We start from the raw sequence: 26,151 nt of genomic DNA on the forward strand, positions 1-26,151 counted from the left end.
GACAGGGTGACTGACAGTGCTGGGCGGGGCGTTGGTGGGGTGAGCGTGCACGCGGCGCGGACGGATCAGTACGTCGTGACGGCCGCCGACGGGGGTTACACGCTGACGGGTGTGCCGAGCGGGGCGGCTGCGGTGATTGCGGGGAAGGAGGGCTTGGGGTTCGCGTCGACGACTCTGACGGACAGCCCGACTGCCGATATCCGCCTCAGCGCCGAGCCCGTCGTACCGCGGAACGAGTATCCGCGGCCGGATGCCGATCGGCGGCCGTTCACCGGCAACGCCTGGTTGTCGTTGAACGGGGCCTGGTCCTTCGACTTCGATCAGAACGATGTGGGAGTCGGGCAGGGATGGTTCCGGGCGGATCGGCAGTATGGGAAGGCGATTCAGGTGCCGTTCCCGTATCAGTCGCTGGCGGCCTTCGGGGAGCAGCAGTTTGCGACGGACGACCTCTATCGTGGGCCGTTCGACGGGTACGCCGGTGCTGTCTGGTACCGCAGGTCGTTCACCGTGCCGCAGGGTTTCGCCGGTCAGCGGACCCGGCTGCGGATCGGGGCGGCCAACTGGGGTGCGCGGGTCTGGCTGGATGGCAACCAGGTGTTCGACGCGCCCGAGGACGGTGACACCGAGTTGACTGTCGACCTGGGTGCGCTCCCGGCGGGATCGACGCATACGTTGGCGATTCGGAGCGTCGCCCCGGCGCCGGTGCTGGATTCGAAGTACCCGATCGGCCGGCGTGACGTGTTCGGTCCGACCGGCGGGATCTGGCAGTCGGTGTGGTTGGAACCGGTGAAGGCGGCGACGCTGGATCAGCCGCGGATCACCTCCGAGCTCACGTTCAACGGCCGCACCCCGACCTCGGCGTACGCGACTGTGGCCGTCCGTGCCATCGGCGCCGCGAGCACCGCCAAGGTCGCACTCCGGAACACGGCCGGCGTCGAGGTTGCCAGTAGCAACGTTGCTTTGAGCAACGGTGTCGGCCAGGTCAGGATCCAGATCCCGGATCCGATGCTCTGGGACATCGGCAAGCCGAACCTCTACACCGCGGACGTCACCCTGGACGGCGATCAGGACGGCATCCGGGCCACCTTCGGCCTGCGGAAGGTCGAGCGGAAGAAGGCGCCGCAGGCAACCACCGGCGCCAACTACTACGAGTACATCTGGCTGAACAACCGCCCGATCTACCTCCGCGGCACCCTCGACCAAGGCTTCAACCCCTGGGGCCATCAGACCCCCACCGGCGAGGTGACCGGCGCCGACTTCACCACCGGTACGGCGGCCGATCCCGGGCGCGGCTCCATTGCCTACGACCTCAAGGCCGCGCGGGACAACGGGTTCAACCTCGTCCGCGCCCACGTGAAGGTCTTCGAGCCGGCCTACTACCACTGGGCCGACAAGCTCGGTCTGCTGACCTGGCTCGAGATCCCGAGTTCCGGCCGCGGGAACTCACTCAGTACGGCGTCGCTCGCCCTGCACGAACGGCTCACCAAGGCGTCGTTGCGGCTGCATCGTAATCATCCGTCGATAGCGATCTGGGGGCTGTTCAACGAGGGCTGGGGTGCCGTGTACACGAACCCCAACGGCAAGCTGCATCCGCTCACGATCTCCTACCTGCAGCGCATGGTCCCGTACGTGCGAACCGAGGCCGGCAACGTGCTGGTCGACGACAACTCCGCCTGCTGCGAGAACGGCCACACCGGTGGCACGGACCTCAACGACCTCCACCAGGGCTATGCCGGGTACGACGAATGGAAGCCGCACCTGGATGTCTTCAACAACGACCTGCGGCCCGGTTCGACGCGCAATTTCGACGAAGGAACGCAGAACGGCCAGCCCTGGTTGATGAGTGAGATGTCGTTCAGCTTCGGTCAGCAGCTCGAGCAGATGAGCCTGATGCGCCGCTATCCCAAGCTGGCCGGGTACATCGGTGTCGAGCTGAGCGCGATCGAGCTCGAGCAAGGAACACCGCTCACGTACGACCGGCAGCGCCGCGGACCGTTGTTCCGCGATCACACCGGGGCGTTGCGGGATGTCGATCTGGTCCATCGCGACGATGCGATCTCGATCAATCGGGACAGCACGGTGGCGATCAAGCCCGGGGCCCAGGTCTCGTTGCCGATCAGCATCAGCCACTTCAGCGACGAAGATCTGTCGACGGCCCAGCTCCGGTGGAAGGTCGCCGGGACCGGCGCCGACGGTCGTCCGCTCGACCCGAACGTCGGCGGGACCAGGCCGGCGACCACGACGCAGTACGACGTCGTCGAGGCCGCGCCGGTCGAGGTGACGGTGCCCGAGACCCTGCGGAGTGGGCAGATCTGGGTGTGGCTGGAGGCGGGCGGGAAGACGGTCGCGGAAAGCTACGTCACCTTCGTGGACACAACGGTGCGCGCTGGTGCGTTGGACCCGATGTCGCCGAGCGCGAGTCAGTGGAGCGGCGGTACCGAGGGGCAGTTGGCCTGCGGGCCGCAGCAGTTGGTCGGTTACGGGGCAGGCTATTTCGAGTACCAGGTCGCCGTACCGGCTGAGGCTCAGAACGGTGGAGCGCTGGAGTTCGAGGCGTCTTCGGCGGAGGCCCGGCGGCCGATGTCGTCCACTCCGTGGGCCGAGGTCGACACGGCAACGAATGCGCGCAAGTTCCCGACCACGATGACGGTCACGGTCGACGGTGCGGCGCCGTACAGCGTCGTACTGCCGGACGATCCGTCGGACTCACTCGGGGTCGCCGCGCGGAGCTTCGGGGTGTACGGCGCCGGTACGGGGAACCACTACGGCTACCCGGTCGCGGTCCCGCTGCCTGCTGCCGCGGTCCAGGGGAAGTCGACGATCACGGTCCGCATTGCCTCGAACGGCGGCGGACTCCGGGTGTTCGGACTGCACGCCGGTGATCGCGGTCTCGCTCCGAGAGTTGTTGCAGGCAACGGATTCAGCGCCGTACCGGCGGCGCAGCCGACCACGACTGATCGGCCTGGGCTGACGTTCGCGGCGGCGACGCTGGCGGCGGACGGCTCTGGGCAGGCGATGGTGTCGATCGTCAATGACACGGCGACTCCGTTGACCGGGGTCGAGGCGCGGCTCGCCTTGCCTGCGGGATGGGTGGTGTCGAAGCCGTCTGCGGTCGGGACGATTGCGCCGGCTGGGGTTGCACATGTTGCCTTTGACATCAAAGCGCCGGCCGGAGCGTCCGCCGTACCGGTGACGGCGACCGCAGTCTGGGCCGGTGGCAGCGTTCAGCTCGAGGCGACGCAGCAGCCCTATGCCGTCGGTGACATCAGCGATCCGGCTGGCGTCGGGGCGTCCCTGTCGGGCGATGCGCGCGCGGAATTGATGTGTGTCGAACCCGGTGGTGCTGTTCGGGCCTGGCACAACGACAACGGGGTCGGCGCCTGGGGCAGCCCGGATTCGGTGGTGGCGGCGTCGGGATTCTCCGAGCCGGGGCGGACGCGGTTCGCCGACCTGGACGGTGACGGCCGGACGGAGGCGATCCAGATCCAGCCTGACGGGAAGGCGATGGCGTGGCGCAACGTCCGCGGGTACGGCGATCACCCGTGGGGCGGCGAGTCGGTCCAGGTGGCGGCGATCGACGGATCGAAGCCGGAGCGAGTGTGGTTCGCCGACCTCAACGGTGACCGGAAGGCCGAGGTACTGGTCCTGGAACCCGAGGGCAAGGTCCGCGCCTGGAAGAACTGCAACGGCTTCGCACCGATGCCGTGGTGCGGTGACTCGCTGATCGTCGCCGAGTTCGGTACGACGGCCGCCGAGCGGATCCACTGGGCCGATCTCGACGGCGACCGCAAGGCCGAGGTGATGGTGTTGCAGTCCGACGGCAACGTCCAGGCCTGGCACAACGTCGAAGGATTCGCGGCACCGCCCTGGCGCGGCGACTCGGTCATCATCGCCCAGCTCGGCACGACCGCACCGACGAACGTCAAGTTCGCTGACCTGTCCGGCGACGGCCGATCCGACATCGCCGTCGTCCAGCCCGACGGCCACCTCCAAGCCTGGACCAACGGCATCGGCTGGGGCTCGATGCCCTGGCGCGGCGATTCCCAGTACTTAGGCCAAAACTTCACCGACGGAAGCAGGTTGCTCTTCGGCTAGCACGGGCTCAGCGGCGTACCTGGTAGCGGAGGTGGACGACTCGGTTGCCTTGGATGATGTCGGGGTCGTCCAGTAGGTGCTGGGCGTCGACCGAGCCGAAGTAGCGTTTGCCGGATCCGAGGACGACGGGGACTACGTCCATGCGGACCTCGTCGACCAGGCCGGCGGCGAGCATCTGGCCGCCCACGTCGCCGGCGGCGACCTCGACTATGCGGTCGCCGGCGAGGTCCTGTGCTTTGACCATGGCTGCTTCGATGCCGTCGACGAAGTGAAACGGCGCCTCGGGGTCCCAGCCGTCGGGCTGCGGGCGGTGCGTCACGACGACCACGTGGTCGATCCCGGCCGGAGGCTTCCCGTCCCAGCCGTCGGTCATGTCGAAGACGTGGCGGCCGGCGACTGTCACGCCGATCTGGTCCCAGTACGGGCGGGTGTAGTCGTAGGAGACCTGCGACACCTTGACGAAACCGCTGTCGTCCAGCGGGACGTCACCGGTGGTCAACCAGTCGAACAGCGGTCCGGGCTGGTCGTTCTCGTCCGCGATGAAGCCGTCCACGGACACCGAGCTGTACATGACTACCTTGCCCACGGGGGATCTCCTTTTGCACTGAGGTGCCTAGAACCTAGCCTGTCGTGAGCTGTGGTTCTTGTAAGAAATCAATCGGCCGGCAGGGGCCAGCCTTCCAGCGTGTGGCCGGGATGTTCGCGCAGGAACCGCCGCCGGACTTCGACGTACCGGGTCGGTGTGAGCCCGGTGAACTCCCGGAACTCGTGGCTGAAGTGGGCCTGGTCGAAATAGCCTCCGGCGCCGGCGATCTCGCCCCAGTCGATCGGTCCGTCGGGGTTGAGCGGGAACACGGTGGAGGTGAAGCGGTAGGTGCGGGCGAGCCGCTTCGGGGTGACGCCGATGAGTTCCTTGAACCGCTGGGCCAGATGCGTGCTGCTGACACCAGCTGCCACGCTCAGGTCGCCGATCGCCACCGCGCCGCTGGACGCCGCGATGACATTGCTTGTATGGCGGACCAGCCCCAGGCCAGCGGGTTCGCGCAGCCGTCGCATCAGCTCCTCCTCGAGCAGCGTCAGCATCCCCTGCGGTCCGTCCGCCGCGGCCAGCCGGTCCTGCAGCTCAGAAATGGCGGACCGGCCCCAAACCTGCTCGATTGTCACCGGCCGGTCGCACAGCTCGGCCGCGGGCATCGGCACGAACGGCGCCAACCCCCACGGCTTGAAGTGCACCCCGACGGACCGGGTCCGGAGCGGGTAGCCGAACACCCACGCGCGGGTGGGCATGGTGATGACGCAGCCGTCGGCGTACTCGGCCGTCTCGCTGTCGGTAGCGCCGCGGATGCGGAACGGCGCCCCGAGGTTGACGATCAGCAGCGCCGACGGCGCGGGCGGCAGCGTCAGCAGGGCGTACGGCGGCGCACCCTCCAGGTAGTAGAGGTCGTCGATCAGCCCGTCCAACGGCGCCCGCGGCACTCTGGACACATACTCCACACCCCCAGCATCGCCGATGCCCCGCCGGTCTCACCAGCCAACCCCTTCGAGGGTGAGGATTTGGGGTCGGTTCAGGGCCCAGGCGATGTCGGGTTGCTGGACCAGGGCTCGGGTTTGCGTGTTGGTCCAGCTGTACCAGGAGTGGGCGAAGACGGCGGTCGAGTAGGTGTCGAGGGAGCGGTCGATGAGGGCTCGGGCGCCGCGGGGGTAGGAGTCGCCGGCGGGGCCGAATTCGGCGAGGCCGGCGGGGTGGGTGAGGTTGCGGGTCTCGGTCCAGTCGTCGGCATCGGGGCGGTGGCCGGGTTGGTAGGGGCGGAGTTCGTCGTCGTACAGGTCGAATCCGGCCAGGTCGACGTACGCCGTACCGGGGTAGTAGTGGCGGATCGCGGCGTTCCAGCTGGTGGCTGGTGAGTAGAGCCAGAGCAGGTTGGTGAAGCGGGCCGATAGATACAGGTGCAGGTCGCGCCAGAGGTCGATGAGGGCGGTGCGCGGGACGGTGACGTCATGACCCCACCAGAACCACGGGCCGTTCATCTCGTGGAATGGCCGCAGCAGTACGACGGTGTCGGTGAACCTGTTCAGTACGGCGACCAGATCCGCCACCTGCGTCCAATATGCGCGCTTCGGTGCAGAGTCCGGCGCGGTACTGAGGAGCTGGCGCAGATCCGGCTTCGGTGCTTCGGAATTGCGGACGTAGTACTTGCCCGCGCTCGGGTAGTCGCCCCATGGATGTGTCCAGTGCGTGCTGATGGTGACGAGTCCGCCGCGGCTCTTGTGGTCGACGAGTTTGTCGATGGTGAGGGTGTCGTAGTCGCCGGGTTCGAGCAGGCTGACGCCGACCATCGCGGGTCGCTTGCCGGTCTTGCGTTCCAGGCCGTCAACGAATTCGCCGTACGTCGCGGCGCTCCACGCCGAAATCTCCTGGCCGATCAACAGCCGATCTGCCGACCGGGTCTGCAGGGAATGCAACCAGTTCAGCAGGCGGTCCCGCGGCAGGTCAGCGGCGCGAAACAGACCAGATGCGGGCGCGAGGGCGGCGGCCTTCAGGACCGTACGACGAGTCAGCATGCCTCAGTGAACGCGCCCACCCGCCAAACCTTCAAAGCATTCGACCAGGCGAGAAACCTCCAGCCGAGGCACTTCTTGTTGTCGGGGCCCCGTAGGGTGGCGGCCGTGATCGATGCTGTGGGGGAGATCGAGCGGGTGCTGGCCGGGCCGCCGAGTCAGTTGGCGTTCCGTGCGCTCTGCGCTGCGTTGGGGCGGGCGGGCAGTCCGGCGGAGCTTGTTGTTCGTTGTGAGCAAGGGCTCACGGAGTGGCCCGACGAGACCCGTGAGGCGCCGTGGTCGTGGCTCGCCGCTCTTGACGACGGCTACGCCGTACCGGGTTGGTCGCTGGTCCGCTCGCTGGCGCTGAAGTCGGGACGCATCGGTACGGCGGACCTGCCGCTGCCGGATCCCCAGCCGCAGGTCACCAGGCTGGACCTCGGCTATTTCGCCGGAGACCAGGTCGCGACCGTCTCCGACACGTTGTCGTCCTGGTCGAACCTGCGGGTCCTCAAAACCGAGCTGCTCACCGAGCGGGATGCGGAGGCTGTTGCCGCGCTCGCCGCGAATCCGGAACTCGCGCGGCTCGAATCGCTCGACCTGATCGATGTCAGCGAGGATCTGTCCCACTTCACTCCGCCGCCCTTCCGCCCACCGGCCGACCGGCAGTTGCGCCTGCGGCATGCAGGGCTGCAGGCTCCCGACTTCGTGCACCTGCTGCGTTCGGGCATTGTGCCTGACCTGCGTTCGGCCGCGGTCCGCATCGAAACCATCGAAGAGGCGCGAGAGCTCGCCGCCTGCTCGCAGTTGGCGCAGCTCGAAAAGCTCTCGGTCGGATTCCGCTGCGGCCGCAACGGGAAGCACTCGTGGGACTTGGCGATCGGTAACGTCATCCCCGAGGACGACGCCGCCTGTGCAGCATTCTTTGCGAACGCCGAACTGAAAGACCTGCGCGAGCTCACCATCGTGGGTGCCTCGTTGGTGCGTGGCTTCCACGGCCTCGGCGCCGAGGGGCTCGACGCCGTGGTTGCGAGCGGCCTGGTGTCGCGGCTGACTGCACTCAGCCTCAACCTCCTTCCGATGGGCGATACCCCAGTGGTCCAGGTGGTCGAGGCGCTCGATCGCGAGCGGATCGAGAGCCTGACTCTGCACGGGCTGGCCCTCACGGATGTGACTGCCGAGGGTTTCACCGGCACCTACTCAGCGCTCCGCAACCTCGATCTCAGGCACAACTTCCTGACCGAGTCCGGCGCCCAGCACCTGGCGCACGATGTCGACCTGCCCGCGCTGGAGCGCCTCGACCTGTCTGGCGATCCGGGCGGTTCGCCGTACTACGGCCGTTCGGAGATTCAGCCGATCGGTGACGCCGGTGCCGTGGCCTGGGCGTCGTCGCACAACGCCGTCAACCTCACCGAGCTCCACCTGGCCGCCACCGGCATCACGCCGGCCGCGATTCCGGAGCTGCTGAACACCGGCCAACTCGAGATCCTCAACGTCTCCTACAACCAGCTCAGCGCATGGCCCGTCGTCGAGCGACTCCCCGGACGCTGCCTCGATCTCGAGGCCTGCAATCTGAACGACGACGACCTCACCGCCCTCGCGGCCGCAGAGGCCCAGCTCGACAGCCTCAACCTGGCGTACAACAGCATCGGCTCCGCGAAGGCGCTGGCCGCGTGGTCCGTTGTACCGGGTTTGTGGGAGCTCAACCTGCACGACAGTCACCTCGACGATGACGGCCTCACCGAGTTGGGCGCTGCCGCGACCAGCCTCCTCGAACTCGACCTCGAACAGGACTGCTGGAAGCTCGACCAACGCGCGTCCGACGAGCCGCTGCCGCCCGTGATCGCCGACCCGGCGGCCTTTCCCAACCTGGACGCGATCTTCCTCGGTGAGATCGACGAGTACCACGGCGCCCGCTACTCCGCGGGCTATCCGCCGAGCGTCCGCGAGCAACTCGGACCCGATACCCGCCCTGTCCTGCGCACCTTCCTGAACCACCTGGAGATGGAAGAGGAGGTCATCGAACCCGACACTCTGGAAGGCCGTGCCTTCCGTGCCGAGCACGACTTCCGGCGCGGCCTGGCAGGCAACCGCATCGAAGCCGAAGCCGAGGCCCGCGCGTTCGCCCGGGAACTCAGAGGTTAGACGCCGAGCAGGCGAGCGCCGTTGTCGTGGCAGACGGCGCGCAGCCAGCCGTCGCCGAGTTCCAGGTCGGCGAGGACCTGGAGTTGGGTGGCGTAGGAGTACGGGATGTTGGGGAAGTCGGAGCCCAGCACGATACGGTCCGCCAGGTCGGCCAGCCTCGGGACCAAGTCCCGCGGGAACGGCATCATCGCCTCGGTGAACGGTGTCAGCGCCATCGTCGTGTCGAGATGGACGTTCGGGTACGACGTGAGCTCCAGATGCTCGGCGTACTCCGGCATGCCCAGGTGCGCGACGACCACGGTCAGCCGCGGGTGCCGGCGGAGGACCTCGCCGATCGGCCCCGGTCCCGTATGGCGGCCAGGGATCGGACCCGAACCACAGTGCGCGACGACCGGCGTACCGGCTTCGGCCAGCTGCCCCCAGACGTCGTCCAGGACCTCGTCGCGCGGATCGTAGTCGCCCACCTGCAGGTGCACCTTGAAGATGCGGGTGCCCAGGTCAAGAGCCTCACGCACGTACGCCGATGCCGTCGGCTCGGGGTAGAAGGTGCCGCTCGGGACGCATCCGGGTGTGCGGTCGGCGAAGTCGCGCGCCCAGGTGTTCAGCCAGGCAGCCATCTCCGGCTTGTGCGGGTAGACCAGCGCTGGGAAGGCTCGAACACCCAACAGGGCAAGGGTTTTCAGCCGCTCCTCGACCGAGGTCCGATAGGTGATCGGCCAGGCCGTCCCGTAATGCGTCGAGGCCTGGTCGAAGTACGCCCAGACCGCGTTCATCACCTGGTCCGGCAGAAAGTGGACGTGGACATCGATCAGCCCGTCCAGGCCCAGCCCACGCCACCACGCCGGTACGTCGTCGTCTAGCACCCCGCCAGCCTAGATCTACTGCTCAGCCTGGTCGGCCAGCCAGAGGTTGATCAGGCCCTGGAAATGCGCCTGGAACTTCTCGTGCTCGTCGGCCGGGTACGTCGCCACGACCGTCTCGCGCAGGATGTCGGAGAACTCCGTCCCGCTGAACCAGTCGCGGACGCGAGCGTCGAAGTCGGGCAGGTTCTCAGCACACCACTCGTGATAGCGAACGGTGTCGAAGTGGGCATCGGCCAGAGCGAGGTAGGCCTCGAGCTTCGCGTCGTAGTCCAGTTCGGGGTCGTCGGCGATCGCGAAGTACTTGTCGGTCTGCAAATCGACCGAGGTACGGCGGCCGGTCGCGAGGCTGAACACCGACCACTTCACCAGGGCACTGATCGCCCACGGGAAGTAGTAGTGCAGCGAGGTCACCGCAACGTCCGGGCAGGCGTTGGCGTAGTCGATCGGGTGCACCGAATCGCCGCGGACGAGCATCTCGCAGGAGTTGAACTCCCAGCCGAAGAAGGCGTTCACGATCCGGCTGATCGCCACCGCCTGGTGTCCGGCGGACTGGCTGAGGAATCCGTGCGAGACGGCGTACCGGTTGTGCATCGGCTCGTCGGGACGGAAGTCCATCACCATCGTCTCGGCGCCGATCGAGAGCGCGCGGGCGAACTTGTCGTAGTCGATCGTCGCCTGCAGGTGCATCAGCATCTCGCCGGACTGGTCGTAGGCGTGATGCAGGTCGACCTTGTTGTTGATCCGGGAGACGCCGCGCCAGCCGCCGCCGTCGAACGGCTTCATGTACAGCGGGTAGCCGAGGTCCTCGGCGATCGCGTCCAGGTCGAAGGTCTTGTTGTACTTCGCCGAGGTGTAGGCCCAGCGGACGTTGTCGACCGGGTTCTTGTAGGGCACCAGCACGGTCTTCGGGATCTTCAGCCCGAGCCGGAGCATCGCGCAGTACGCCGAGTGCTTCTCCATCGACTGGAACGTGAACGGCGAGTTCAGCAGGTAGGTGCCGTTCATCAGCGCGGCCTTCTTCAGCCACTCGCGCGGGTGGTAGTACCAGTACGCGAGCCGGTCGATGACGAGCTCGACCCGGACCGGATCGGTCAGGTCGAACGGCTCGATGGTCAGCCGCTCGGCCTCGAACTCATGGGTGCCAGTGGCGGTCTTGACCGGGCCGACTCGGCGCAGCAGGGCCTCGAACGCCTGCGGCCAGTCCTCCTCGGCGCCCAGCAGCAGCCCGATCAGATGGGATGCGTTGTCAGCCACGGGTTCTCCTCACGAGTCAGACGAATCGGGGCAGGTGGTGGGCGATCTGCTGCCGCCACCAGGGCCAGTCGTGGGCTACGTCGTACCCCCACTGGTCGAGCTCATGCGGGATGCCCTTGGCGGTCAGTACGGCGTCGATCGCGCGGGCCGACGGCAACGACCCCGTCGGATGGGTCTCCCAGTCGCCCTGGCCGACGGTGAGCACGACGAACAGCCGCCGGCGCAGCCAGTCCAGGTGGTCGCCCTCGAGGTTCGGCAGGTAGTCGGCCGGGTTGTTGAAGTACGTCGCTTCGCCGCGCTCACCCCAGGCGTGCCAGCTGGCGGCGTCGTAGTTACCGGACTGGCAGATCGCGACCGGGAACAGGTCGGCGCGTTTGAACGCGAAGTTGAACGCGTGGAAGGCGCCCAGGCTGCAGCCGGTGGTGATGATGTCGCTCGTACCCGGTGAGTCCGCGCCGATCGCCGGGACCACCTGATTCAGGATCCAGGACTCGTAGGCGCCGTGCCGTCGCGCCCGGTCCTCCAGCTGGATGCTGCGGTCCGACCAGCTCAGGTGGTCGAACGAGTCGACGCAGTACAGCTTCACCCGGCCGGCCTCGATCAGGTCGGCGACCGCGTCCACCATGCCGTTGTTCTCGTAGTCCCAGGCGCGACCCTGCTCACTCGGGAACACCAGCACCGGTCGGCCGTAGTGCCCGTACCGGATCAGGGTCCCGCGCCGGTCGAGTCCCGGCGCGTCGAGTTCGACCTGCTCTCGCTCCATCCGCCTCACCTCTCGCCAGCCACCTTGCCATGTCTTTACCTCGGATGCTTTGTCTCAGCGCGTCCCGCCACCGGACCGAGGGCTGCGACGACTACAGCCAGTACGGCGACGCCACCGAGTGCCGTCGGCAACGACCAGACGCTGGACGCGGCACCGACCATCGCCGGGCCGAGCAAGAAGCCCAGGTACGCGATGGTGGTGACGGTGGAGATGGCGCTCGCGCGGCGCTCGGGCCCGGCCCAGGCGCCGGCCATGCTGATGATGGTTGGCGCGCAGACCGACGTACCGAGGCCTGCGATGGCTATACCGACCAGTGCGAGCCAGGGGTTACCGGCCACGGCTGCCAGTGCGCTGCCGAGCGCTGCGATGACGCCTCCGGCGACCAGGAGCTGCGCCGGCTTGAGGCGGCGGAGGAGGGCGTTGCCGCTGATCCGGCCAGTGGCCGCAGCGGCGGCGAAAACGGCCGGTGCGCTGGAGGCGAGCGCCGGTGCGGCGCCGAGCGTGGTGTCTAGGTGGACGGCGCTCCAGCTCTGCCAGGCGTTCTCTACGACGAACGCGAGGGCGCAGAGACCGCCGAAGACCAGTAGTGCGGGTTCCAGTCGGCGGGGCGCCTTTTCGGCGATCACTGGCTTGATGCGGGTTGAGCCTGGTGCGAGGACGGCTGCGGCCAGTACGGCGATCAGGACGAAGACGCCGCCGAGTACTGGGAACGCACCGGCGCCGGACGCGCGGAGCGCCGCCGTACCGAGGCTTGCGACGACTACTGCGATGGAGAACAGGCCGTGGGCCAGGTTCATCAGCGGTCGGCCGGTCTCGGCCTCTGCAGCGGAGCCGGTCGCGTTGATGGCGACATCGGTGGCTCCTGAAGTAGCGCCGAGCAGAAACAGCGCACCGCCCAGTGCGACTGCCGATCCGGCCAGGGCGGGCAGCACTCCGCACGCTCCGAACAGCAGCACGGTCACCGGGAGCACGACTCCGCCGAAGCGGTCGATCAGGTAGCCGGTGAAGCGCATGGAGCAGAGCGCGCCCAGTCCGACCATCAGCAGCGCGACACCCAGCTGAGCGTCGGTGACGCCGGCTTCGGCCTTCACTGCAGGTAGCGCAGCACCCCAGGCGCCCCAGAAGAGACCGAAGGCACCGAACCCGGCGAGTGTTTTCAGCACCCGCTCGAGACTAGGCCCAGATGCGGTTCAGCAGCTGCGTCAGGTCCGGATCCAGCACGTCACGCCACGCAGTGAAGTTGTGCATGTCCGGTGTCTCGTCAAAGGAGACCGTGAGCCCCAGCTCGGCCAGCTGCGCTGCCATCACCCGGTTGTTGTGCACGTTCTCCTCAGTGGCACCCGCGGTCATCGAGACGGCGGGTGTGCTCGGAGCGGAACCAGCCGTCAACACCTCACGGACGAAGCCGGTCACCTGCGCGTAGAACTCGAACCGCGACTCCTGCGGATCGGTGTCCGGCGTGAAGAACGACCCGGACTGCAGAAACAGCCCGGCAAAAGACCCGGGGTGATGCCACTCGGCGTGCAGAGCTGCCAGTGCGCCCAGGCTCGCACCCATCAGCACCGGCTGACGGCTCTTGTACTGGGCCGCCAGCGCCGGAAGCACCTGCTGTGTCAGAGCTTCGGCGTACTGCGGATTGGCGGCGTACCAGAGGTTCCGCATCGTCGGCCGGATCAGAGCGAGCCGGAACGGCGGGAGCTCCGCGGAAGCGACCATGGCGCCGGCGTAGTGCGTCAGACCGGCGTACATGGCGAACTCGGGCCCGTCATGCGACAGCAGCAACGGCAGCTCGAACGCCGGAGTGATCCCCTCCGGAGCCCACACCTGTACGTCGATCGGCCCGACCGGCGAGTCCACCGTGAGCGGCGTCAGCGTGGACGCCACCGGCTCGATGCCGATCCAGGCGGGCTCGAGGTACCCCGGGAGCGGCAGCCAAGAGTGGTCCCCGAACGCACCACCGACCACCCGTGGGTTGGTCGGATCGGTCCGCATCCCCAGGTCGGCGATGTCGAACAGGTACTCCATCCGGTGCACCGACGGCCGCGCCAGCCGCAGCTCCCAGCCGTACTCCACCGGCTTGAACTCCAGCAGCTCCGCCGCCAGCCCCAGCTCCTGCCACAGCCGCACCCCGGTGAACGCATGCGTCGGATCGCCGAAGCGGAACACCACCTCGGCCCCTTCGACAGCACTGACCAAACTGGGCATCCGAACACGGTACTGGCACAAACACTGACAACTCCTGTCAGTGATGACGGCTTATCGTGAGGAGGTGGTCGATCTCACGGATATTCGGGCAGCGACAGCCGACCTGCCGCGCAGCTACGAGGTGCTGGTCCGGGACCGGATCAAGTTCCGCGTCGGCCGCATCGTCTACCTGGCGGTGGCGCCGGACGAGGAGACGATCGGCATCGGCTTCCCCCGCGAGGAGCGAGCGGCCGCGCTGGCCGCCGAGCCGGACAAGTTCCTCCCGCCGAGCAAGTCCGACGAGCGGTACCAGTGGATCGTCGTACGAGTCGCTGCCCTCGAGTACGACGAACTCCGCGAACTCGTCCTCGACGCCTGGTCGCTGTGCGTCCCGAAAAAGGTGCGTGAGGAGTTCTTGGCAAACCTGTGACGCAGCGCAGCGAAGTGGGTACGTTGTCCCCTCGACCGTGAGGATTCTGGGGGAGCGTGCATGGCCGAGCAGGTGCCGGTGGGATTCAACCGCCTGGCCACGTCGTTGTTCCAGGCGTACCGGCGCGGGAGTCTGCGGCGGGAGAGCGACGAGTCGCAACCGATCTTCGCGTGCAGCCAGGATCCCCTCGACCTGGAGCCGGCCCGGGCGGGCGAGCCCGCGACACCGGTCGTGTTGCGGTTGCTGGCGAACCGGCTCCGGCCCGGAGGTTCGCAGGCGCCGGAGAAGCAGGTGCCGCACGTTCTCGTCGCTCTCGAGGACGTGTCGCCGACGAAGGGGCCGAACGAGAATCTCCAGCCGGTGTCGATGGCGGAGGTCGATGAGCTTGTCGACCTCCTCGATCGTTCGACTGCTGGGCTGAAGGACAACCACGCGGGCGGCTACGACTTCCCGCGGTACGACCTGGTCCGATGGCTGATGAAGGGGTACGCCGGTAGTCCGCCCAGGCAGCAGGATCCGGCGCCGTCCTTCAAGGACGGGCTGGTTCGGCAGGCGATGTACCAGCGGGCTGTCGGGGGTGCCGGCTCTCCGGACAGTGTCTGGGGGCGCATCCAGCTCCAACTGCCGGGGTGGCTCCAGGTGCTCACGCTCTGGCTGCTTCCTTCCTTCTTCTGGCTGCGGCACAGCGGCAGGGTGCCAGTACTGTCCGGCGAGTACCGCTGGCTGCGCAATCAGGCCTATCTGGCACGCGGTGATGACGACAACCTGTTCGAGCTGGCCCTGCGGCTGACCGAGGACAAGCGGCGCAACCTGGACCCCGAGCGATTCGCCGGCCTGCTGGTGAACGCGTTCCTGGAGGATCTGCGGGCCGGGTTCCGGCCGGTCGAATGGATCCACAGGCACCGGACCATGCACCCGATCTTGCTGGTCGGGCCGATCAGCCGGATCAACGGCGGGTACCTGCTGGTCCGGATGGTCGAGACGGTCCGCAACGACACCCTGCGGTTCGACCCGCTGGTTCTGGTGACCATCGGCCGCAAGGTTCCACCGCTTGCCGAGGAGCCCGCCGGGAAGCCCGTGAGTATGGACGACTGGCGGCGGAAGCACCTGGAGGAGAGCCTGCGGCGCTCGGTCGGTGCGTGGTTGCTGAAGTTCCCGATCAGCGACACCGTCGAGGAACCGGCACCCCCGCGCAAGCGCTTCGGTCCTCCTCCGCCGCCTCCGCTGCCGAAGTTCGAGCAGGAGATCCCCCAGTCGTTCGAGCGGGTGCGCGGGCCGATATGGCGGCGGCGGTCCGGTGGATGGTTGATCATCGGGACCGTGCTCGCGGTGCTGGCCGGCACGTACGCCGGGTTCGGCGTACTGGATGATCGGCGGCACTGTGGTGGCGACGGGTTCCGGTGGCTGTTCTTCGAGGCTGTGGACGACTCGGTGGCCAGGGTGGACGGTGACTGCGTCGGGCTGACCGACGGGACCAACGCGTTGCTGTACCCGAGTGAGTCCTTCGGTCCGGTGGGGGACAAGATCCTCGAGCAGAACCGGCAGGCGGCAGAGTTGAGTGAACGGGAGCCGGAGCGGCCCGTGATCACGTTGGCCTCCCTGACCTCGGCCAGCGACGGGTCGTCGAGTCCCGGCGGCTTCACGGCCGAGCGGGAGCAACTCGCCGGGCTGGCGGTCGCGCAAGCTGTCCAGCTCGGGAAGCCGGCCCAGCGCTACGAGCCGATCCTGCGGGTGCTGATCGCGAACGCCGGGCCGCGGTACCGGCACGCCGATCGGGTCGCCGCGCAGCTCGGCGCCTTGGCCGCGAAGGATCCGTCGGTCGTGGCGGTGGTCGGTATGGTCGAGAGCCGGCAGTCGACCCAGGACATGATCCGTAAGCTCGCCGCGGTCGGGCTGCCGACCGTCGCGGCCACGCTGACCGCAGACCAGATGGTCGACGTCAGCAGGATGTACCTGCAGATCAGCCCGCAGAACCGGCGGGAGGCGGCCGTCGCGGCCGCACACGTCCGGAACCAGCTCGCCACCGGGAAGGACCCGTTCGGCCACGCGCTGACCAACAAGCTCACCGTGTACAAGTCCGACGATCCGGCCGACACCTACAGCCAGAACCTGGCCAAGGACGTCCTGCAGGCGTTCGCGGCGGTAGGGGTCCCCGGCACCTCGTCCTCCTTCGGCCCCCAGAGCGGGGGGATGGATCCGGCCGCCGCCGGCCGCGAGGCCTGCGATCACCAGGGCGAGGTCGTGTTCTTCGCCGGTCGCGGCCAGGTCGACTTCCAGGCGTTCCTCGGTGGGATCCAGGATCGCTGCCGGACCAGACCGCCGTACATCATCGGTGGCGACGACACGACCAAGTACGTCGCCGATCGCGCGGCCAGCGGCCTGAACCAGTCGGTCCCGTTCCAGTACCTCGCGTTGTCGCTGGCCCCCGATCTCCTGGAGAACGCGACCTCGGAGTCGGCCGACTTCTACAGCCGGCTGGAGGAGTTGTTCCCGTACGAGAAGACCGATCGGGGCCGCAGCCTGGACGGTCATGCCGCGCTCAGTTACGACGCGGCGTACGCCGTGGTGCTGGCGACGAGTTTCCTCGAGCGCGACAGTATTGCGGTGAACGGCGGGACGGTCTGGTCCGCGCTGCAGTCGATCACCGACGCGGACGGCGCCAAGCGCGGCTACCAGGGCGTGACCGGGCCGATCGACTTCGGTGGCAGCGTCTCGCGGCGGGTGCCGGTGAACAAACCGGTCGCGATCGTCACCTTCCAGCGCGGCAAACCGGTGCCGAAGGCAACGATCGTCTGCGGTGCCCGGTCCGAGTCACCGGCCTGGTGCCCGACCGACTAGTCCTTCGGGATGAGGAAAAGACCATCCTGGCGACCGATGGGTGGCGGCGTTTCGGCACGCATTCTTGAAGGTATGACCGGGGACTTCTTACCTGAACGCCGTAAGGCTTCAGCGCTCAGCCAGACACTGACCGTCGTACTACTGCTCGCTGTGGCGGCGTTGGCTGCGTACTTCCTCTTGTAAAACAACGCAGTCTTTAGGACTCCCAGCGCACTTCCGCTTCGCCGGGCCGGACCACTCCGGCCTCGTAGGCGACGACGACGGCCTGGACGCGGCTGGACAGGCCGAGCTTGGACAGGACGCTGCTGACGTGGGTTTTCACCGTGGTTTCACTGACGAACAGCTTGCTGGCCAGGTCGCGGTTCGACAGGCCGCGGGCCATCCAGACCAGGATCTCCCGCTCACGCTCGCTCAGCTGAGCGAGCATCCCGGCCCAGCGCGCATCAGCCTGCGCGGGCGCCGCGGCCGTCGTACCGCCGACTTGGCGCTCTAACTCGACACACCGCTCCAGCAGGACGCGCGTCGATGCCGGGTCGACCAGAGAGTCACCGCGGTGTACGGCGCGGACGGCTGACACCAGCAGGTCCGGGTCGGTGTCCTTGAGCAGGAATCCGGAGGCTCCGGCCCGCACGGCACTCAGTACATAGGCCTCGTCGTCGAACGTCGTCAGCACCAGTACGGCGGGCTTCGACCGCCCGGCGGCTTTGTTGGCGGCGGTGATGCGCTCGGTCGCGACCAGCCCGTCCATCACCGGCATCCGGATGTCCATCAGCACGACGTCTGGGTCGTACTGGTCGATCAGCCGCAGCGCCTCTTCACCGTCACCGGCCTGCGCGACCGTGGTCAGATCGGGCTCGTGATCGAGGATCATCGCCAGCCCCATCCGGATCACGCCCTGGTCGTCGGCGACCAGGATCCGGATCTTCGGCTCGTTCAGTTCTGCGGCGGCAGCCATGCCTGCACTCTCCATCCACCCAAGGGGCCCGCGGCGACGGCCAGTGTGCCGCCGACCGCTGTGGCCCGTTCGCGCATCCCGATCAGCCCGTTCCCGCGGCCGCTGTCGCTCCGCCGGGCGGTCTCCAGCACGTTCACCGGTGGTGGGCCACCGCTGCCGTTGTCGTCGATGGTGAGGAGCTCGCCCTGCGGACTACTCTGCCAGGTCACCCGAGCCGCGGTGGCCTTCGCATGCACCATCACGTTGGTCAGGGCCTCCTGAATGATCCGTACGGCGGTCAGGTCGGTGGCCGTGGTGAGCTGACGCTGCCGGGTCGGCAGGAACATCGCGACATCGATCCCGACCGCCTTCAGCCGCTCGCCCATCCGGGCCACATCGGCCAGGTCCGGGACCGGGGCGGTCCCGCCACCGGAGTCGGTCGGCTCAGTTCCTGGCTCGGCGTTGAGCACCCGGACGGTCTCGCGCATCGCGGTCAGCGCTTCCTTGCCGCTGGCAATGATCCAGCGGATCGCCTCGCGCAGCACCTCGGGCCGCTGGTCGGCGACCCGGTCGGCTGCCTGCGCCCGGATCACGACCGCGCTGACGTGGTGCGAGATCACGTCGTGCAGGTCGCGGGCGATCCGGGTGCGCTCGGCGACCGCGGCCCGCTCGGCCGCGGCCGCACGCAGCCGGACCAACTCGGCGTTGCGCTGTTCCAGGACCGCGACGCTCTTGCGGCGCCGGCGGGCGTCGGCGCCGAGCAGCACCATGCCGCAGATCAACGCCTCCGCGAAGACGAAGAGCGAGACGTCGATGTAGCTGTAGAGGCTCTGCAGATCTCGCGGCAGCGCTGCGTACCGCTTGCCGTACAACACCGCGCGGTCGACGTGGCCCAGCACGAACGCGACCACGGTCGGCAGCCCGATCATCAGCGCGGCCAGGCTGCCCATCGCGAAGAAGCCGCTGACCAGGCGCCGGACCCCGCTGGACGCGGCGATGTAGCCGGCCACCAGGAGCGGGGCCAGGTGGATCTCGGACTGCAGAGCGGCGTCGGCGATCCTGGGCTGCCCGAACATGGTCAGCCCGAGCTGAGCGGCCAGGCCGGTGCCGACCGCGGCGTACACGAGGGGGTAGAGGATGGCGACGGTGATCAAGGTCGTGCGCGGACTGCGCCGGCCGAAGGCGATGGTGGCGATCAGGAAGATGCCGGTGACCGCGGAGACCATCGGATTCTGCGGCCGCAGCCAGCTGTTGTCGATCACGCCGAGCCCGACGAACCAGACGACGGCGACGACGGCAGCCACCAGCAGGTCCTGCTGGAGCTGGGTCAGGCGTCGCCAAGCGGTCATGTCGCCCAGCGTAGTCATCCGGTCTTCACTGACACCTCGTCTGCCCGGTCGGGTCAGTCTCCAACTTTCGGACGAGTCCGCGCGTCCGAACTGATACTCAGGGCCTACTAGTGGCCTGAGAGGACGGTCCCTGGGGCCGATGTGGGATCCGTGGCAATCCGAGAGGCTGTACCCCATGACCGAACAGCTACCGCAGCGGCCGAGCCGTCCGATGCGGTCCCGGTTGCTGTCCGTGACCGGAGTGGCTGTGCTGGTGACCGTGGTCGGATCAGTCCTGATCTGGCACACGCAGCTGGGAGATTTCTTCGCGCCGACCGCCGACAAGGAGCCGGTCGTCTCGGGGCTGAACGCGCCCGGCGTGTCCGGACCTCCTCCGACGACGCTCGCTACTCGTACGCCTCAGTCCACGCCCACGAAGCCCAAGCCCACACCTACGAAGAGCTCGAAGCCGAAGCCGACGAAGCCGAAGCCCACGAAGCCGGCGCCCAAGAAGACGGCCGAGTACGGCGAGCTGAGCATCGACGGGCTGTCGCCGAAGCTGCGCGCCCGGCTGAAGAAGGCGATCGTCGCGGCACGTGCCGACGGCGTCCGGATCCAGATCAACTCCGGCCGGCGGAGCGCCGCCAAGCAACAGCGGCTGTTCGACGAGGCGGTCAAGAAGTACGGCTCCGCCAAGGCAGCGAGCCGCTGGGTGCTGCCGCCCAAGGACTCCGCCCACGTGCAGGGCAAGGCCGTCGACATCAAGCCGGTGGCCGCCCAGCAGTGGCTGGACAAGAACGGCTGGCGCTACGGCGTCTGCCGCCGCTACGACAACGAACCCTGGCATTTCGAAGCTCTGACAGCGCCAGGGACGAGATGCCCACCGCGTGAACCCCACTCAGTACCCCACTCAGGGGCCAAGAAATAGTCCATCCGATGCCCGCCAGGAGCAGATCATGACGATGACCTACGCACACCCGTTGCCCACGCGCTACACCCGCGCCCGGCTGACCGTCCCCGCACTGTGGCGCCAGGTAGTCCGTGGCAGCGACAACCCCAAGGGGGAGAAGGTCGTGCCGGAGCCGGATCGGTCGGCGTACACGCAGTTGGAGATCTACGACGGCGTACTGGCCGCTTTCGAGCGCCGGGACGAGGTTGCCGCGGTGCTGGCGGCTGCCGGTGACCGCGACACCGCCGTACGCCGGTTGCGCCAGGAGCTGGCGTTGAGCCACCTGCAGGCGACCGCTCTGCTCGATCTGCCGCTCACCACCGAGTGCCGGGACCGGATCGCCCACCGCGCCGCGGAGTTGCGTGCAGCGCTCGAGCGGTAACACTTAATGGGTGATCACTCTCGAGCAGGCCGCACGGTTACGTAAGGCGGGTGTCCTGTGGACACCCGCGGCCGGCGATCGGTTCGTCGTCCCGGACCGCGAGATGGACGACGACGTGTTCGTCGTGAGCGACATGACCGTTGAGGTGCACGATTACCAGGGCAGCAAGGTGATTGGTTTCAACGGCACCACTGAGTGGGCGCTGGACAGCATTGAACAACGCGAGGTGATCTGGCTCCCTCGTGAGGAGCAGCTCCGGGCGCTGCTGGGTTCGCATTTCCGCCGGCTGGAGGCTGTCCCCGACGGGTACACCGTCGAGCTGACCAGCTCCACGCACAGTTCACCGGACGCCGAGCAGGCGTACGCGGACGCCGTACTGCATCTGCTGGCCGCCTGATCTTTGGGCCTGAATCACCGCGGGGTGTTCGGCCGCCAGTACTGCTTCTTGTCCTTGTCCTTCACCGTGTAGCCGAGTTTGGCCACCTCTTCGCGGAGTTCGCGCAGGTCGGCCTTGCCCTTGTCGCCATCGTCGAAACCCTTCGCACGAGCCTTCAGTACGGCGTTCGCGCCCGGAGGCAGCTCGGGCTCGTCCTCGACCCAGCGGCGGAAGCGGTCGGCATGCGGATCGCCGTTGTCCGTCCACGGATAGCCGTGCCGGCGGAAGGCCTGCGGGATCTTGTGGGCCTCGCTCTTCAGCTGATCGTGCTTCTCCCGAGCCAACTCGCGCGTAGTCGAGTCCAGCAGCACGATCTCCTTGCCGTCCAGGAACGCGGTGGTGACCTTGTGTCGCGGCACAGTCACGGTCTTTTCGTTCTTCAGGAACTCCACCGACTCGTTGGTGATCGTCACCTTGAGCGTGTCATCGAGCGCGATCGCGCCCAGGAACAATCCGCCGAGCAGGCCCACCAGCATGCCGCCGAGGCCGACCCACAACGCGTCCCAGGTCGCGAGCACCTCGAACATCCGCTGCCGCGGGAACCACCGCAGCCCGACCAACCAGTCCGCGATCCGGGGCAGGAAGAAGCCGAGCACCACACCGGCCAGCGGCAACGCGCCGTACAAGAGCACCTTGTCGGTGAGCGAATGCCCGATCACCGTCTTCGTCGTCGTCGCCTGCATGCTCCGAAACTAGCGTTCGGGAGCGGAACTTTAGTATCGGAACAGGACGACCGAAGGAGACTTGGTGACCGAGGGCATCTGGCTGCGCTTCCTGAGCGGCCCCGAGATCGACTCGCTGGGACTGACCCGGACCGAGATCGTCGACGCCGTCGAGGAGGCGGTCCGCGAGCACGGTCTCGGCCGGACCAGCTTCGAGCCGCGGGTGCACCTGATGCCGTCGAACGGCGGAATCGGTCATTTCAATGTGCTTCGCGGTCATCTGGACGGGTTGGGTGCGCACGGCATCAGTGGGGTGAAGGTGGTCGGCGACTTCGTGCCGAACTACCAGGTGGGGCTGCCGAGTGAGTTGGCGATGGCCACCTTGTTCGATCCGACGACCGGCGTACCGCTAGCTGTGTTGGACGCTACCTTCATCACCGCGGCGCGGACCGGCGCGATGACGACGGTGGGAGCGCGGTATTTGGCGCGGCGGGACAGCAAGATCCTGGCGCATGCCGGTGCTCGTGGGACCGCGTGGTGGAACGTGACGATGCTTGACGATCTGTTCGAGCTGGACGAGATTCGGGTGACTTCGCGGCGGGCTGAGTCGCGGGAGAAGTTTGCTGCTGAGCTGTCGGAGGAGCTGTCCACGCCGGTGCGGGTGGTGGCTACGGCTGAGGAGGCGTTCGACGGGGCGGATGTCATTGTGGAGGCGACTCGGCTGATGGAGCCCGAGCCGTTGCTGCGGACGGCCGCGGTTCGGCCGGGGGCGTTCGTGGTGCCGTATGGGACTGTGAGTGCGGTGGAGCTGGATCTGCTGGATGTGATGGACAAGGTCGTGGTGGACGACTGGCGCGAGGCGCAGTCGGGGAAGTTCGGTTCGTTGCGGCGGCAGGTGGACAGCGGTCGGTTGTCGCCGGAGACCTTGTACGCCGAGCTGGGGCAGATCGTTGCTGGGGAGAAGCCGGGGCGGGAGAACGATGCCGAGCGCAACCTTTTCTGGCATCGGGGGTTGTCGCTGCTGGATGTGGCGATCGCGTATCTGATTCTGAAGAAGGCCGAAGCGGCGGATGTCGGCACGATGCTGCGGTTCCACTGACATGCTGATCAACCAGGCATCGGATGTGGATCCGAGCAGTATTGAGTCGGTGGAGATCGCTCAGCCGCTGCTCGAGCGGCTCGCTGGTATTCGGGGTGAAGTGCTGGCTGCGTTGGCTTCGGGTGAGCCTGTGTACGGCGTGAATACCGGGATGGGCGCGATGAGCAAGGTGCGGTTGAGTGAGGCCGAACAGCGCATCCACCAACGGAACCTGCTGCTGGGGCGAGCGGTCGGTGGACCGCCTTGGCTGCCGGCTGACGAGGCTCGCGCTGTGTTGCTGGGACGGCTTCGGACTTTCCTGAACGGCGACGCGGGGGTATCGGTCGAGCTCATTCAGCAATTGGTTGCCCTGATCAACAGTAATGTGGTGGTGCAGATTCCTGCCGAGGGAGCTGGGTCGGCCGGGGAGATCATTCCGCTGGCACACGCTTTCGGGTCGTTCGAACCAGGGCCGAAGGAGGGGATCGCCTTGCTGGCCGGGATTCCCGGTGCCACGGGGCGGGCCGCACTTCACGTGGTGCGGGCTCGGCGGTTGGCTGATCGGCTGTCGGCGGTTGCTGCTGGGGCGATCTCGGTGGTTGGGGCGAACAGGGCGCCGTACCAGCCGCTTGCGGGACGGGGCGACGACGTACTGGCTGGGGAGTTGGCTCGGTTGCTCGAGCTGGCCGGGCCCGAGGCGGAGCCGCGGGGGTTGCAGGCGCCGGTTTCGTTTCGGGTGGCGGGGCAGGTGATTGCGCATGTACGACGGTCTGTCGATGATCTGGATGGTGCTGTCGGGCGGGCGTTCGACGGGGTGACGGATTCGCCGGCGTACTTGGGTGGTGAATTCGTGGGTACGGCGGGCTTCCATGGGATCGACCTGACGGCGTACTGCGATCATCTGGTGGCGGCGTTGGTGCATGCGGCGGAGGTTTCGGCTGCGCGGTTGCATCGGTTGCTGGATCCGGCGGTGACTGGGTTGCCGGCCCAGCTCGCGCACGAGCCGGGTCCGCAGGCGGGGTTGGTGGTTGTGCACAAGCGGGCGGTGGCGACGACGCATCGGCTGCGTCGCCTGACGTTGCCGACGGCAATCGGTACGGTGGAGACGTCGAACGGGCAGGAAGATGTCCAGACCTTCTCCTGGGAGGCGGTCGGCAACCTCGGGGAGGCGCTTCGGCTGACCCGCGAAGTCACCGCCTGCGAACTGCTCGCCGTCTACCAGGCCTTCACGCTGGCCAAACGCCCGCTCCCGCCAAGCCTGCAGGCGGTCGCGGACGTCGTACCGCCGATCGATGCGGATCGGCCGTTCGGTGCGGACCTGACCCGGCTGCTGGAGACGGTGCTTCAGCCCTGACCGGCAATGGCCTTCTTCAGTTGGGCGACCAGCTCCGGCAGGATGAACTTGATGCCGAGTGGGCCACCGATCGAGAACGCGCTGGAGAACTCACCGCTCGGCGACGGGGTGTTGATCACCGGGGCGCCACCGAAGTACGCGACGTGCTTGTCCTTCACGGCCGGAAGAGCGTTGTACAGCTTGTTCTTCTCCAGTCCGGGATCGATCTTCCCGGCGGCGTCGAGCGCGGCCAGGTAGATCACGTCGGCCTGGAACTTCGCGGTCTGCTCGGCCGGGATCGCGACGTAGAAGTCGCCGTTCTCCATCGCGTCGACCTGGGGGTTGGACTTGAAGCCGAGCGAGGTGAGCAGGTGCATCCGCGGGTCGGACGGCAGCCAGGCGTTCAGGACCTGGTTGGTGTAGACGCCGGCGGTGATCGTCTTCCCGGCGAACTCCGGGTTCGCCTTGGCCGCGTCGGCGAGCAGCGCCTCGGTCTGCTTGATCACCTCGCTGCCCTCGGTCGACGTACCGGTGGCCTTGGCGATCTCGGTGACCTGGTCCTGCCACTTCACGCCGTACACGTTCTTGGTGCCGGCCGGGGCCGCGATCGTGGGGGCGATCGCGTTGAAGGTCTCGAACTCCTTCTTGTCGTTGATCGAGTTCACGTAAAGAATCAGGTCCGGGTCCAGGGCGGCGATCTCCTCGAACTTCGGCTGGTAGGACTGCACCAGCTTCGGGGCCGGCTTGTCGCCGAGCGCCGACTTCACCCAGCCACGCGTCTCGGTGTGGCCGAACCAGTCGGCGCCGGCCACCGGGACGACCCCGAGCGAGATCGCGGCCTCCATGTCCCCGCCGCCGATCGCGACGATGCGCTGCGGCTTCGCCTGGATCGTCGTCGTACCGAACAGGTGCGTGATGGTGACCGGGAAGCCGGCGGCGCTGCTGTCACCGGCGGTGCTCTTCGGGGTCTCGTCCTGGCTGCAGGCGGTGAGACTGACGCTCAGCGCGAGAACGATGGCTGCGGCGGATCGGAGATTCATTAGGGCAGCCTAACTTGACGCGTCAGGGGGAATGTCAGGGGTTGAACGAAAAATCCAGCGTGACACGCGGTCTGCGCCCGAGTCGCAAGTAGCTTGCGGCCCTGCTGTGTCGTTCAGAAGGTAAAGCTGACCCGACGGGGCTATCAGGTCACTGGCTGTATCCAGTAGCCTGACGCGCGTGTGGCGGATATGGAGGAAGTCGTTGAAGCGGTTCGTGGTCCCACCGGACTGGCCGTCGCCGCCCCGCCGCAGCTGGATTCCGCCGAAGACCTGGCAGCCTGACCCCTCCTGGCCCCCGGCCCCCGACGACTGGCAGTTCTGGGTCGACGGCAAGGGTGTGCCGATCCGCGGCCCGATCGGCCGGTACGCCGGTCCGTCGCAGCGCACGGTCTTCGCCGGAGCCGGCGCGATGGTGATGGCGCTCGCGGTCGTCTTCTGGGCGCTGTCCGCGGTCGGCCTGTTCGGCGGTGGCGGCGAGGACGCCGGTGCCGCGCATATCGCCGAGACCTCCGAGACACCCGAGGTCACCGAGACTCCCGCCGTACCGCCGCGCGTGACGCCCAGTCGTCGCCCGACGACAGCAACCCCGACGGCAACCCCGACCAAGATCCTCGTCGAGCCGTCCCTGCGGCCGACCAAGACGAAGACCACCCAGAAGCCCGAAACCATCACGCCGTCGACCACGCCGAAGACGACCAGAACGACGCAGCCGACGCGGCCCACCACCAGCAAGCCGCCAACCCGCGACGAGATCCTCCGCCAGTACTGCATCGACCGCGGCTGGCCGCCCGAGTGGTGCGTCCCCAAGGAAGACCCCGCCGAACGCTGACCCAGCCCGTACCGAACAACGGGTACTACCCACGCTTCTCGCCCCGCACCCGCCCCTCCCACGCCTGCCC

Annotated in this window: 22 protein-coding genes; 10 read left to right on the plus strand and 12 right to left on the minus strand. The window is 67.6% G+C overall.

Going from position 1 to position 26,151, the window contains the following annotated elements; translation table 11 throughout:
* Positions 1-39: 39 nt before the first annotated feature.
* Positions 40-4,095, plus strand: coding sequence for an FG-GAP-like repeat-containing protein (locus E1261_RS21975; protein ID WP_165952597.1), 4,056 nt, complete (start codon positions 40-42; stop codon positions 4,093-4,095).
* Positions 4,096-4,102: 7 nt separating this feature from the next.
* Here the strand turns inward: E1261_RS21975 and E1261_RS21980 are convergent, their stop codons facing one another.
* From E1261_RS21980 to E1261_RS21990, 3 genes are all read right to left on the minus strand, one after another.
* On the minus strand, positions 4,103-4,681 hold the full coding sequence (locus tag E1261_RS21980) for a dihydrofolate reductase family protein (RefSeq protein WP_132409352.1): 579 nt from the start codon (positions 4,679-4,681) through the stop codon (positions 4,103-4,105).
* Positions 4,682-4,749: 68 nt separating this feature from the next.
* Positions 4,750-5,589, minus strand: a complete 840-nt coding sequence (locus E1261_RS21985) for a helix-turn-helix domain-containing protein (RefSeq protein WP_238176357.1) — start codon at positions 5,587-5,589, stop codon at positions 4,750-4,752.
* 30 nt (positions 5,590-5,619) lie between these two features.
* Complete coding sequence (locus E1261_RS21990) at positions 5,620-6,657, minus strand: glycosyl hydrolase (RefSeq protein WP_132409354.1); 1,038 nt, start codon at positions 6,655-6,657, stop codon at positions 5,620-5,622.
* 105 nt (positions 6,658-6,762) lie between these two features.
* On the opposite strand from E1261_RS21990, the gene E1261_RS21995 reads away from it, so the two are divergent.
* The gene (locus E1261_RS21995; protein WP_132409356.1) at positions 6,763-8,778 is read left to right on the plus strand and encodes a leucine-rich repeat domain-containing protein; all 2,016 of its coding nucleotides are present in this window, start codon (positions 6,763-6,765) and stop codon (positions 8,776-8,778) included.
* Here the strand turns inward: E1261_RS21995 and E1261_RS22000 are convergent.
* From E1261_RS22000 to E1261_RS22020, 5 genes are read right to left on the minus strand one after another with little or no spacing between them, the layout of a single operon-like run.
* Positions 8,775-9,641, minus strand: a complete 867-nt coding sequence (locus E1261_RS22000) for an amidohydrolase family protein (protein ID WP_132409358.1) — start codon at positions 9,639-9,641, stop codon at positions 8,775-8,777. The two genes, E1261_RS21995 and E1261_RS22000, sit on opposite strands and share 4 nt — an antisense overlap.
* Before the next feature lie 15 nt (positions 9,642-9,656).
* The gene (locus E1261_RS22005) at positions 9,657-10,895 is read right to left on the minus strand and encodes an ATP-grasp domain-containing protein (protein WP_132409360.1); all 1,239 of its coding nucleotides are present in this window, start codon (positions 10,893-10,895) and stop codon (positions 9,657-9,659) included.
* 16 nt (positions 10,896-10,911) lie between these two features.
* Entirely contained in the window at positions 10,912-11,658 is a 747-nt protein-coding gene (locus E1261_RS22010) for an esterase family protein (RefSeq protein ID WP_132409362.1), read from the minus strand.
* A 35-nt stretch (positions 11,659-11,693) separates the two neighbouring features.
* Entirely contained in the window at positions 11,694-12,821 is a 1,128-nt protein-coding gene (locus tag E1261_RS22015) for an MFS transporter (RefSeq protein ID WP_132409364.1), read from the minus strand.
* 10 nt (positions 12,822-12,831) lie between these two features.
* Complete coding sequence (locus E1261_RS22020; RefSeq protein WP_132409366.1) at positions 12,832-13,863, minus strand: alpha/beta hydrolase; 1,032 nt, start codon at positions 13,861-13,863, stop codon at positions 12,832-12,834.
* Between the two features lie 64 nt (positions 13,864-13,927).
* Between E1261_RS22020 and E1261_RS22025 the strand changes: the two genes are divergently transcribed.
* Entirely contained in the window at positions 13,928-14,272 is a 345-nt protein-coding gene (locus E1261_RS22025) for an MmcQ/YjbR family DNA-binding protein (RefSeq protein WP_132409368.1), read from the plus strand.
* A gap of 60 nt (positions 14,273-14,332) precedes the next feature.
* Positions 14,333-17,110 (plus strand): type 1 periplasmic-binding domain-containing protein, encoded by a 2,778-nt coding sequence (locus E1261_RS22030; RefSeq protein ID WP_132409370.1) that lies wholly within the window; start codon positions 14,333-14,335, stop codon positions 17,108-17,110.
* Between the two features lie 196 nt (positions 17,111-17,306).
* Here the strand turns inward: E1261_RS22030 and E1261_RS22035 are convergent, their stop codons facing one another.
* Both E1261_RS22035 and E1261_RS22040 read right to left on the minus strand, forming a co-directional pair.
* Positions 17,307-18,047 (minus strand): response regulator, encoded by a 741-nt coding sequence (locus E1261_RS22035; protein ID WP_165952598.1) that lies wholly within the window; start codon positions 18,045-18,047, stop codon positions 17,307-17,309.
* Positions 18,044-19,393 (minus strand): sensor histidine kinase, encoded by a 1,350-nt coding sequence (locus E1261_RS22040; protein WP_238176358.1) that lies wholly within the window; start codon positions 19,391-19,393, stop codon positions 18,044-18,046. Before E1261_RS22040 ends, E1261_RS22035 begins: the two co-directional genes overlap by 4 nt.
* A 175-nt stretch (positions 19,394-19,568) precedes the next feature.
* Here E1261_RS22040 and E1261_RS22045 point away from each other — a divergent pair, with 175 nt between their 5' ends.
* The 3 genes from E1261_RS22045 to E1261_RS22055 are packed head-to-tail and all read left to right on the plus strand — an operon-like array spanning position 19,569 to position 21,100.
* On the plus strand, positions 19,569-20,300 hold the full coding sequence (locus E1261_RS22045; RefSeq protein ID WP_132409376.1) for a M15 family metallopeptidase: 732 nt from the start codon (positions 19,569-19,571) through the stop codon (positions 20,298-20,300).
* Positions 20,301-20,328: 28 nt separating this feature from the next.
* Positions 20,329-20,703, plus strand: a complete 375-nt coding sequence (locus E1261_RS22050) for a hypothetical protein (protein ID WP_132409378.1) — start codon at positions 20,329-20,331, stop codon at positions 20,701-20,703.
* 10 nt (positions 20,704-20,713) lie between these two features.
* Entirely contained in the window at positions 20,714-21,100 is a 387-nt protein-coding gene (locus E1261_RS22055) for a pilus assembly protein CpaE (protein ID WP_132409380.1), read from the plus strand.
* 14 nt (positions 21,101-21,114) lie between these two features.
* On the opposite strand, the gene E1261_RS22060 is transcribed toward E1261_RS22055, so the two are convergent.
* Positions 21,115-21,822: a YqeB family protein gene (locus tag E1261_RS22060; RefSeq protein WP_132409382.1), complete on the minus strand. Its 708-nt coding sequence runs from the start codon at positions 21,820-21,822 to the stop codon at positions 21,115-21,117.
* A gap of 64 nt (positions 21,823-21,886) precedes the next feature.
* Between E1261_RS22060 and E1261_RS22065 the strand changes: the two genes are divergently transcribed.
* Positions 21,887-22,900 (plus strand): ornithine cyclodeaminase family protein, encoded by a 1,014-nt coding sequence (locus E1261_RS22065; RefSeq protein WP_132409384.1) that lies wholly within the window; start codon positions 21,887-21,889, stop codon positions 22,898-22,900.
* A 49-nt stretch (positions 22,901-22,949) separates the two neighbouring features.
* Positions 22,950-24,233 (plus strand): aromatic amino acid lyase, encoded by a 1,284-nt coding sequence (locus E1261_RS22070; protein ID WP_238176359.1) that lies wholly within the window; start codon positions 22,950-22,952, stop codon positions 24,231-24,233.
* Here the strand turns inward: E1261_RS22070 and E1261_RS22075 are convergent.
* The gene (locus E1261_RS22075) at positions 24,224-25,252 is read right to left on the minus strand and encodes an ABC transporter substrate-binding protein (protein ID WP_132409388.1); all 1,029 of its coding nucleotides are present in this window, start codon (positions 25,250-25,252) and stop codon (positions 24,224-24,226) included. The two genes, E1261_RS22070 and E1261_RS22075, sit on opposite strands and share 10 nt — an antisense overlap.
* A 202-nt stretch (positions 25,253-25,454) precedes the next feature.
* Between E1261_RS22075 and E1261_RS22080 the strand changes: the two genes are divergently transcribed.
* Positions 25,455-26,081 carry a hypothetical protein gene (locus E1261_RS22080; protein WP_132409390.1) on the plus strand — a complete coding sequence of 209 codons (627 nt, stop codon included), beginning with the start codon at positions 25,455-25,457 and terminating at the stop codon, positions 26,079-26,081.
* The last annotated feature ends 70 nt before the right edge of the window (positions 26,082-26,151 follow it).

The organism is Kribbella albertanoniae (assembly GCF_004348455.1).
Taxonomy (GTDB): Bacteria; Actinomycetota; Actinomycetes; order Propionibacteriales; family Kribbellaceae; genus Kribbella; species Kribbella albertanoniae.

Excerpts from the sequence above, each read along its gene's own strand:
- E1261_RS22060 (WP_132409382.1), bottom strand. The coding sequence starts at position 21,822 with ATGCAGGCGACGACGACGAAGACGGTGATCGGGCATTCGCTCACCGAC.
- E1261_RS22075 (WP_132409388.1), bottom strand. The coding sequence starts at position 25,252 with ATGAATCTCCGATCCGCCGCAGCCATCGTTCTCGCGCTGAGCGTCAGT.
- E1261_RS21990 (WP_132409354.1), bottom strand. The coding sequence starts at position 6,657 with ATGCTGACTCGTCGTACGGTCCTGAAGGCCGCCGCCCTCGCGCCCGCA.
- E1261_RS22040 (WP_238176358.1), bottom strand. The coding sequence starts at position 19,393 with ATGACCGCTTGGCGACGCCTGACCCAGCTCCAGCAGGACCTGCTGGTG.
- E1261_RS22010 (WP_132409362.1), bottom strand. The coding sequence starts at position 11,658 with ATGGAGCGAGAGCAGGTCGAACTCGACGCGCCGGGACTCGACCGGCGC.
- E1261_RS22030 (WP_132409370.1), top strand. The coding sequence starts at position 14,333 with ATGGCCGAGCAGGTGCCGGTGGGATTCAACCGCCTGGCCACGTCGTTG.
- E1261_RS22045 (WP_132409376.1), top strand. The coding sequence starts at position 19,569 with ATGACCGAACAGCTACCGCAGCGGCCGAGCCGTCCGATGCGGTCCCGG.
- E1261_RS22020 (WP_132409366.1), bottom strand. The coding sequence starts at position 13,863 with ATGCCCAGTTTGGTCAGTGCTGTCGAAGGGGCCGAGGTGGTGTTCCGC.
- E1261_RS22050 (WP_132409378.1), top strand. The coding sequence starts at position 20,329 with ATGACGATGACCTACGCACACCCGTTGCCCACGCGCTACACCCGCGCC.